Raw genomic sequence first — 872 nt, 5'->3', positions numbered from 1 at the left:
CCGTTGTAGATCAGCTGATTGACGCTGTTCAGGTGGCGCACGGCCTGATGCACGCCAGGCGCCAAATGCGTATGCAGACGCAGGCTGGCGCCATTGACCGCGCCTTGCAGGTCGGTGATCGCTTGTTTCAGCGCGCCTCGCAGGGCCGAGCCCAGGTCTTCACTGGCGATCAGCTTGCTTGCGGCGCTGTAGAGCTTTTCGCTGTCGTTCCAGTCGAGCGCGCCGGAGGTGGAGAAGCTCGGCAGCAAGCCGGCCAGCAAGGCTTTATCGCGCAACAGCAGGGCGCGGTAGGGCGGGCTGTGCGGATCCTGCAGCCAGTTGCGCCACAGCGCGGCGCTGCTGCCAGGGCGTGGTGCATCAGGGGAGGGCGCTTCGGTGATGCCGCCCGCCAGGCATGCGGCCAGGGTCGTGCTGTAGGCAATGCCCGATTCGCGGTCGCGGCCGTCATAGTCGTGACGTTCGATCAGGCGAAAAGCAGCGCTTTCACACACCTGCGCGTAGTGGCTGGCATGCTCGTCGATGTGCGCCTGCAAGCGCGCTTCCTGGCGGTCGTAGTCTGCCTGAAAGGCCGCCCGGCGCGGTTCGTCGTAGCGCGCATCGAGCCGCTCATCCTGCTCGCGCTGCTTTATCTCGACCTGGCGTTGGCGCTCTGCGGCAGGGTTGGCAAAAATCGGTGGACCGTCGCCGGCCTGGGCCTCGAAGTTCGGCACCTGCTGCGCCGCCCACTGGCGCTGGGTGGCGCGGATGATCTGCAGGATCTGCGAGGTCTGCAACTGGTAGGCGCGCAGCGGATCGTCGCGCCAGGCCTGGCGCTGGACCACCCACTTCAGCCGCTGCTGGTTGTATTCCTGGGCCAGCCCCAGGCTGTCGTC

1 protein-coding gene is annotated in these 872 nt (G+C 66.6%); it reads right to left on the bottom strand.

Annotated elements, in window-relative coordinates; all coding sequences use genetic code 11:
* Nucleotides 1-872: T6SS effector BTH_I2691 family protein (locus tag FS665_RS23475; protein ID WP_306102904.1), on the bottom strand; the 872-nt coding region annotated here is incomplete at both ends.

This window comes from Pseudomonas sp. URMO17WK12:I11, from assembly GCF_007677725.1.
Lineage (GTDB): Bacteria > Pseudomonadota > Gammaproteobacteria > Pseudomonadales > Pseudomonadaceae > Aquipseudomonas.
The sequence above is the reverse complement of the archived record's forward strand: the minus strand, read 5'-3'. Positions and strand labels throughout refer to the sequence as shown.